The sequence below is a fragment of the Candidatus Electronema sp. JC genome (genome assembly GCF_048287365.2).
Taxonomy (GTDB): Bacteria; Desulfobacterota; Desulfobulbia; order Desulfobulbales; family Desulfobulbaceae; genus Electronema.
The window spans coordinates 1-7023 of sequence record NZ_JBLWEM020000075.1; the positions used below are offsets into that span (position 1 = coordinate 1).

A 7023-nucleotide genomic window follows, 5' to 3' on the forward strand; every position below is an offset into this window, starting at 1 on the left:
TTCCGCCATATTCTCCTGATTTGAACCCCATAGAGCATAAATGGGCGCAAGCAAAGGCACTCAGAAGAAAACTTGGCTGTTCGACAGATGAGATTTTTCAGCAGCCATGTTTATAGTCAATTTATTGTGCTACGGCTATAATACACGCGGCGAGCTGGACAAGGCGGAGGAGATGTACAGGAAAGCACTTGCGCTTTTTGAAGCCTTGGCCAGCAAGCAAGGCATGGCGCAGACTTACGGCAATCTGGGCAATGTGGCATATACACGCGGCGAGCTGGATAAGGCGGAGGAGATGTACCGGAAGAGCCTTGAGATCAGCGAGGCATTGGGACTGAAGGAAGCAACGGCGAACCAGTATGGCAATCTGGGCGTTGTGTATAAGAAACGCGGCAATCTTGCTCAGGCGGAAGCAGCTTGGAAGAAGAGCCTGAGCCTGTATCAGGAGATGGGAGCGATGCAGCATTCAGGTGCCAAGAATGTGCAGCGGTGGCGGGATGAACTGGCCCAGAAGCGAGTACAGTAAGCCGGGCAGGCAACTTACTTCAAAGTAACAGAAAGCTGTCTGCCCACAGCAGCGGCGAAGCGTTCCAGCGTGGACAGGCGGATGTCCCGCGCATGGTTCTCCATTCTGGAAATGGCGGATTTGGTTGTCTTCAGCCGCGCCGCAACGTCTTCTTGAGTAAGACCGGCTTCGCTGCGGGCCTGTTTCAGCAGGACACCCAGTTTGAAGGCTGCATACTCTTTGTCGAAGTCTTTAAATTCATCCGGGTGCTGCTGGGCGCAATTTTTAATGAACTGCTTCAGGTCGCTCATGTTTGCTTGCCTCTCAGATATTCCTTTTTGCGCTGTTCCGCCAGCAGAATTTCCTTTTTTGGTGTCTTCTGCGTTTTCTTGGCAAAAGCATGGTTCAGAACAACAAGCTCCGCGCCATTAAGAAAGCCGAGCAGCCGGAAGGCGTTGTTGCCAGACTGAATCCTCACCTCCCAGAGATTGTCGCATCCTTTGAATTTTTTGAAATACTCGTCTGGAATGACAGGCAGCTCCTCCACCAGTGACAGAACAAAGGCAGCTTTCTTCTTCTGCTGCGGTGTCAGCGTGTTCAGGAACTCTTCCACAGGCGACTTGCCTGACTGATTTCGGAAAAATAGTATGCGCCGCATGAAGCAATGGTAGCAAAAACGTGAACATTTTTCAAGCATCTCTTTCTTGACAAGCTGCCCGGCGCGTTTTATGATTGCCGCGTAATCTTTTTTTGCGCAGTTATCACAAACAGATACTACAACAGAAGGACAACTGTGAGCCGTATGGACATCTTGAAGATACAGGCGCAGGACTGATGCGCATCCTCAAGCTCCGCCTGCGCAACCTCAATTCGCTGGTCGGCGGGTGGGAGATCGACTTCACCCACCCGGCCTTTGCCGACGGCATCTTCGCCATCACCGGCCCCACCGGCGCAGGCAAGACCACCATCCTTGACGCGCTCTGCCTTGCGCTCTATGGACGCACGCCGCGTCTAGACAAAGTGACCAAGCGCGGCAACGAGATCATGTCCCGCCAAAGCGGCGAGTGCTCTGCCGAGGTCGAGTTCTCGGTCGGCAAGGAAGCCCGCCGCTGCTCATGGAGCCAAGGCCGTAGCCGGAAAAAGGCAGACGGCGAGCTGCAACAGCCCAAGCGCGAGATCTCGCTACTCAACGGTGAGATTCTGGCCAGCAGCGTCGGCAGCGTGGAACAGCTGGTCGAGGAATGCACGGGCATGGATTTCGACCGCTTCACTCGCTCCATGCTGCTGGCGCAGGGCGGGTTCGCCGCCTTTCTCCAAGCCTCGCCGGACGAGCGTTCCCCGATCTTGGAGCAGATCACCGGCAGCACCATCTACAGCGAGATTTCCATCCGCACACACGAACGCTGGAAGCGCGAGAACGACCGCCAGAAGCAGCTGGAGGAGCAGGCGGCAGCTTTCCGGCTTCTCAGCATGGAGGAGGAGGAGACCCTGCGGCAGAACTTGGACCGGCTGCGCAGCGAGGTGCGCGTTCAGGGCGACAGGCTGACGCAGCTTGATGCCGCCCTCAAATGGCTGAAGCGGCTGGCAGCTTTGCGCCAGGAGCTGGCAGCGATCAGCAAGGAGCAAACCGGGCTGGCAGCGGCGCAGGAGCAGTTTGCCGCCAGCGGGCAGCGGCTGCGCTTGGACGGGCTGGCCCTGCTTTTGGCTGGTGAGCACGCCGCTTTGGCCGCGCTGCGCAAGCAGCAGGCGGATGACCTCAGCGCGGCGGCGGCCTTGCGCCGCAGCCTGCCGGAGCTGGAAGCTGCGCTCAAGGCGGCGGACGCGCAGGTGGTCAGCAGCGGCACCGCACTGGCAGCGGCCAAAGCTGCGCAGGAGCAGGGCCGCGTCCTCATCGCCGCAGCGCGCGAGCTGGATTTCCGCTTGCAGGAGAAGCGGGCCGCGCTGCGCAAGCAGGAGGACGCCTGCGTCAATCTGCGGCAGAAGAACGATGAGGCTCTCAAGGAAAGTCAGCAGATAGAGCAGAGCTTGGCCCGTGTGCAAGCTGGCCAGCAAGAGAGCGCGGCGTATCTGACGGAACATGCGGCGGACGAGCGGCTGCTTGCGGACTTGACCGGCCTCTGCCAGCGGCTGAAGCAGCTGGCGGAGCTGGCCAAGCGGCATGAGGCAATCCGGCTGGCCGCAGCGCAGACCGAGAAAGCGGCTGTCGAGGCAGCGGAGTTCTGGCAGAGCACAGCCGGGGCGCGGCGCAGGGCCGATGAGCAATTTGCCGAAGTGCAAGCCGCGCGGGCGGCAGCGGAAAGCGGGCTGGCCCAGCTCCTGCAAGGCCGCAAGCCGGATGAGCTGCGGGACGAGCAGGCCGCCTTGATCAAGCTGACCGAGCTGCTGGCGCAAGCAGATGCGCTGGCCAAGGAGCGGGCTGATCTGCATGAGCAGCAGACGACGAACGCAGCAGCCAAACGAGGGCTGGCCGAGACCCTGCACGCCCTGCGCCAGCAGCGCGACGCGGCCCGGCAGGAGGAGGAAGTCCGACGGATTGAAGCGGACTTTGCCAAGCGGGTGCTCAGTCTGGACGAGCAGCGGGCGCGGCTTGAGGCCGGGCAGCCCTGCCCGCTTTGCGGCTCGCCGGAGCATCCTTACGCGCAGGGCGGCCTGCCGCTGCTGCATGAGGCCGAGCTGACTGCGCAGGCAGCGGCGGTGGCTTTGCGCCAGGCTGAAGCGGAGCTGGCCAAGGCCGGGCAGGAGGAAGTCCGCTTGGAGCAGAAGGCGCAGCATCTCGCCGAGCGGCTGGCTGAGAAGAACACCGCAGCGCAGGCGCTTCAGCAGCAGGCAGCGGGCTGCTGCGCCGGGCTGGATCTTGCGCCGGAGCAGGCGGAGATAGAGCGGCGGCTGGCTGCGAACCGCGAGACCGTGCAGGCCGCTGAGGCATTGACTGATAAAATCAGCCAGCTGGGCAGGACGCTGGAGCAGCTACAGGCGGCCTGCGTTCAAGCTGCTCAGGCTGAAAGCAACGCGGCTGCGGCGCGGGACAAAGCGGAGGAGGCGCGGCAGCGGCTGACTGATGAGGAGCGCGGCCTCGCGGACGATGTGGCCACCAAACTGCGGGCAGCGCAGACAGAGCTGACTCTATATTACGGCTGCGCTGCGCTCTCGCTGCATGAGATTGACCAAACCGCCGCCGCGCTGACTGTCCGCCGTGATACATGGCAGCGGCAGCAGCAGCAGCACGTGGCGGCGGAGCAGAAGATTACCGCGCTTGCTGCTGACTTGAAGGTGCTGCGGGCGGGCATCGAGCAGCGGCACAAGCAGCTAGAGCAGGAGGAGCCGCTCCTGCAAGCCGGGCGGCAGGAGGAGGCGCGGCTGGCCGCCGAACGGGCTGCGCTCTTTGCCGACAAGCAGCCTGAGGCGGAGGAGCAGCGGCTGGCGGATGCGGTCAAAGCGGCGGAGCAGGCGGTCTCGCAAGCGCAGACGGCGCAGCAGCGGCAGGCGCAGCAGTTGCATCAGCAGCGCGTCCTGAGCAGCAGCCGGGAGCGTGCCGCTGCCGACAGAATGCCTGAGCTGGCGCGGCAGGAGGCGGCTTTTGCCGAACGGCTGCGGGCGGGCGGCTTTGCCGATGAGGCGGCTTGGCAGGCGGCGCACCTTGCGGAGGCGGAGCGGGCGGCCTTGCGCAGGCAGGCCGAAGAGCTGCGCGACCGCCGGACGCAGCTTGATGAGCGGCACCGCGACCGCGAAGCCCGCTTGGCCGAGGAGGAGCAATTGGCCCTCACCGACTTGGATCAGGCGCGGCTGGAGGCGGAGCAGGCTGGCCTGACGCTCGCCAGCCGCCGGACAGCCGAGCAGATCGGCTCGCTGACCCAGCGGCTCACTGACAACCAGGAGCGGCGCGGCCAGCAGAGCGGCCTCCTTCTTGAGCTGGCCGTGCAGAAAACAGAATGCCTGCGCTGGAAAAGCCTGCACGACCTGATCGGCTCGGCGGACGGCAAGAAGTACCGCAACTTCGCCCAAGGACTGACCTTCGAGCAGATGGTGCTGCACTCCAACCGCGAGCTGGCCCGCATCCACAACCGCTACCTGCTCCTCCGCGACCCGCAGCAGCCGCTGGAGCTGAGCGTGGCGGACTTCGAGCAGGCGGGCGAAGTCCGCTCGGTCAAGAACCTTTCCGGCGGCGAGAGCTTCATGGTCAGCCTCGCTCTGGCCCTCGGTCTGTCGAGCATGGTCGGCGGCAAGGTGGAGTCGCTCTTTCTCGATGAGGGCTTCGGCACCTTGGACGACGACGCGCTGGATGCCGCCTTGGCTCGGCTCGCCGAGCTGCGCGGCGAAGGGCGGCTGATCGGCGTGATCTCGCACGTGGCCGCGCTCAAGGAGCGGATCGCCTGCCAGATCGAGGCTATGCCCGGCAGCGGCGGACGGAGCCTGCTCAAAGGGCCAGGCGTGCGGCGGCTGTAGCAGGCTGCCCGGAACTTCTCTCTTGACAAGCGAGACCTGCCGAAATAAAGTCGACGCAACGGGCAGCATCCCTCTTGAGCGTTGCCAGCTGATTGTTTATCCTTCGAGAAATCATAATATTCACATATACGCAGGGGAGAGGCGATGACAGCACTGCAATCTGTCGGCATGATCGGCGGCGGCCAGATGGGCGAAGCCCTGATCAAGGGCCTGACCGCATCCGGCTTGGCCGAGGCGGCCAGCATCATCGTGGCCGAGCCGTCCGCGCCGCGCCGGGAATATTTGGAGAAGACCTATCAGGTTAGAACCACGGACTCCGCCGCCGAGCTGGCCGGAGCAGCCCAAATCATCATTCTTGCGGTCAAGCCGCAGATCATGGAGCCGGTGCTTCAGCTCTACCGCGAGCACCTTGGGCCGGGGCATCTGCTCATCTCCATCGCTGCGGGCGTGACTATTGCCCAGATGGAACGCGGCCTTGGCAGCAGCACGATGCGCATCATCCGGGTGATGCCCAACACGCCCGCGCTGGTGCTGGCCGGAGCATCGGCGATGAGCGGCAACAAAAACGCCAGCCGCGAGGACATGGCCCTCTGCGGCCAGATCTTCTCGGCAGTCGGCACCTGCGTGGAGGTCGCGGAGAACCTGCTGGATGCCGTCACCGGCCTAAGCGGCTCCGGGCCAGGCTACGTCTTCACTTTCTTAGAGGCGCTGATTGACGGCGGGGTGCTGGCGGGAATTCCTCGTCCTTTGGCCGAGCAGCTTGCCCTGCAAACCCTCTATGGTTCTGCCAAATTAGCCTTGGAAACGGGCGAGCCAGCAGCAGTGCTGAAAGGCCGCGTCACCTCGCCGGGCGGCACGACCATTGCGGGCCTCCAGGTCATGGAGCGCGACGGCCTGCGCGGCACGGTGATGGCGGCGGTCAAGGCAGCGACAGACCGCTCGAAAGAGCTGGGCAAGTAGGCCAAGGCATGAAGATCCGCCGCGTCGGCATCATCATCCGCAAGGATTCTCCGACGGTGCGGCAGGTCGGGCTGAAGCTGGCGGAATGGTTCGGCCAGCGCGGCGTGCAGGCCGCACTGGACCAGATCGAGCCGGGCATGGACATGCTGACCATCCTCGGCGGCGACGGCACCCTGCTGCACGTGGCTGATCAGGCGGCCCGGCTGGAGATTCCGGTCATCGGCATCAATCTGGGCAACCTCGGCTTTCTCACCGAGGTGGCGGCTGAAGAAATGCACCCGGCCTTGGAGGAAGTGCTGGCCGGGCGGGTGCAGATTGAGGAGCGGATGATGCTGCGGACACAGCTTGTGGACAGCTGCGGCACCCCGCTTGACCGGCCCCGTTTCGCTCTCAACGAGGCGGTGATTCTCAAGGGCAGCACGGAGCCTCTGCTGCGCCTTTGCTGCTGGGCGGATGAAGACTACGTCGCCACCTACAAGGCCGACGGACTGATCATCTCCACGCCTACCGGCTCCACCGCCTACAACCTCTCCGCAGGCGGCCCCATCGCCCACTCCGGCCTGCACGCCATCCTGCTCACGCCGATCTGTCCCTTCATGCTCGAATCGCGGCCAGTGCTGCTGCCGCCGCAGGCCAAAGTCACGGCCCGGCTGGCCCAGCCTGCGGAGCGGGTCAAGGTGATGGTGGACGGCGTGCTGACAGCGGTCTTGCAGGACGGGCAGTTCCTCACGGCTGAGGCGGCGACCAAGCCCCTGCGCCTGATCAGCTCACCGCACAAAGGCTACTTCGCCATCCTCCGCAGCAAGCTCAACTGGGCCAGCTGCGACTGCGGTCAGCCCTTGCCGGAAGCAGCCGCGCCGCGCCTGCTGCGATAATTGCAGCAGCAGGTTGCAGGGGGGGGCGGTTCGCGACCCGTCCCTGTCGGCGGAACATCCTGTAGATTCTGTTTTCTGAAGCGTGTGCCGGAACGAACAAGTATAGGAGTTACGCAGTTGCATAAAGATTGATAGGCTCAAGCGTATAAATCGGTTTCGTCAAATACGCCCGAACAGCGTCACGGATGATGGCAGTCTTTGCCTCGAACCAAGAAATTCATTTGACAAAACAATGATATTCAA

The 7023-nt window shown here is 63.1% G+C and carries 6 protein-coding genes; 4 read left to right on the forward strand and 2 right to left on the reverse strand.

The window, feature by feature from the left end; genetic code table 11:
* The first annotated feature begins 106 nt into the window (after positions 1-106).
* On the forward strand, positions 107-523 hold the full coding sequence (locus ACNKH3_RS13140; RefSeq protein WP_417916590.1) for a tetratricopeptide repeat protein: 417 nt from the start codon (positions 107-109) through the stop codon (positions 521-523).
* 14 nt (positions 524-537) lie between these two features.
* On the opposite strand, the gene ACNKH3_RS13145 is transcribed toward ACNKH3_RS13140, so the two are convergent.
* Together ACNKH3_RS13145 and ACNKH3_RS13150 are read right to left on the reverse strand one after the other, a co-directional pair.
* Positions 538-813 (reverse strand): helix-turn-helix domain-containing protein, encoded by a 276-nt coding sequence (locus tag ACNKH3_RS13145; RefSeq protein WP_417916591.1) that lies wholly within the window; start codon positions 811-813, stop codon positions 538-540.
* Positions 810-1115, reverse strand: coding sequence for a type II toxin-antitoxin system RelE/ParE family toxin (locus tag ACNKH3_RS13150; RefSeq protein ID WP_417916592.1), 306 nt, complete (start codon positions 1113-1115; stop codon positions 810-812). Before ACNKH3_RS13150 ends, ACNKH3_RS13145 begins: the two co-directional genes overlap by 4 nt.
* 221 nt (positions 1116-1336) lie before the next feature.
* Here ACNKH3_RS13150 and ACNKH3_RS13155 point away from each other — a divergent pair, with 221 nt between their 5' ends.
* The 3 genes from ACNKH3_RS13155 to ACNKH3_RS13165 all read left to right on the forward strand — a co-directional run bounded on the left by ACNKH3_RS13155 (position 1337) and on the right by ACNKH3_RS13165 (position 6780).
* Positions 1337-4945 (forward strand): AAA family ATPase, encoded by a 3609-nt coding sequence (locus ACNKH3_RS13155; protein ID WP_420209549.1) that lies wholly within the window; start codon positions 1337-1339, stop codon positions 4943-4945.
* 144 nt (positions 4946-5089) lie between these two features.
* Entirely contained in the window at positions 5090-5905 is an 816-nt protein-coding gene (gene proC / locus ACNKH3_RS13160) for a pyrroline-5-carboxylate reductase (RefSeq protein ID WP_420209550.1), read from the forward strand.
* Between the two features lie 8 nt (positions 5906-5913).
* Positions 5914-6780: an NAD(+)/NADH kinase gene (locus ACNKH3_RS13165; protein ID WP_420209551.1), complete on the forward strand. Its 867-nt coding sequence runs from the start codon at positions 5914-5916 to the stop codon at positions 6778-6780.
* Positions 6781-7023: the final 243 nt, after the last annotated feature.

What these genes read in the sequence shown, in the direction of transcription:
- ACNKH3_RS13140 (WP_417916590.1), top strand. Translation starts at nt 107, where the DNA reads ATGTTTATAGTCAATTTATTGTGCTACGGCTATAATACACGCGGCGAG.
- ACNKH3_RS13145 (WP_417916591.1), bottom strand. Translation starts at nt 813, where the DNA reads ATGAGCGACCTGAAGCAGTTCATTAAAAATTGCGCCCAGCAGCACCCG.
- ACNKH3_RS13155 (WP_420209549.1), top strand. Translation starts at nt 1,337, where the DNA reads ATGCGCATCCTCAAGCTCCGCCTGCGCAACCTCAATTCGCTGGTCGGC.
- proC (WP_420209550.1), top strand. Translation starts at nt 5,090, where the DNA reads ATGACAGCACTGCAATCTGTCGGCATGATCGGCGGCGGCCAGATGGGC.
- ACNKH3_RS13165 (WP_420209551.1), top strand. Translation starts at nt 5,914, where the DNA reads ATGAAGATCCGCCGCGTCGGCATCATCATCCGCAAGGATTCTCCGACG.